1 protein-coding gene is annotated in these 254 nt (G+C 59.4%); it reads right to left on the bottom strand.

The window, feature by feature from the left end; translation table 11 throughout:
- Window position 1: 1 nt before the first annotated feature.
- The coding region (locus tag SB717_RS37750) for a hypothetical protein (RefSeq protein ID WP_410908282.1) at window positions 2-254 on the bottom strand (253 nt) is incomplete at its 5' end.

Below are 254 nucleotides of genomic sequence, written 5' to 3'. Positions count from 1 at the left end.
ATCAATCCTGCAGCACGTCCAAATTCTCCCACCATATTTCCGGTCGGGGCACTGACCACAACGGGATTCGGCGCTGGAACACCGACAGCAGCGGATGATGGTCTGACAGGTAAGTCAAGCCGCCGCCGTTGAACCGGCTCGGCAATTCCATCGACGTCGTGAACGCGACTGTCGCCGTGTAGGACCGGCGAGGGTCCAGGTTCATGTTCTTGTACGGCACGTGGTCGATGATGCTCCTCCCTCCAACCACGGTG

The sequence above is a fragment of the Priestia sp. SIMBA_032 genome, assembly GCF_046535215.1.
In the GTDB taxonomy this organism is placed as follows: Bacteria; Bacillota; Bacilli; order Bacillales; family Bacillaceae_H; genus Priestia; species Priestia aryabhattai.
Note: the sequence above shows the minus strand (reverse complement) of the source record. Positions and strands in the feature narration are given on the sequence as shown.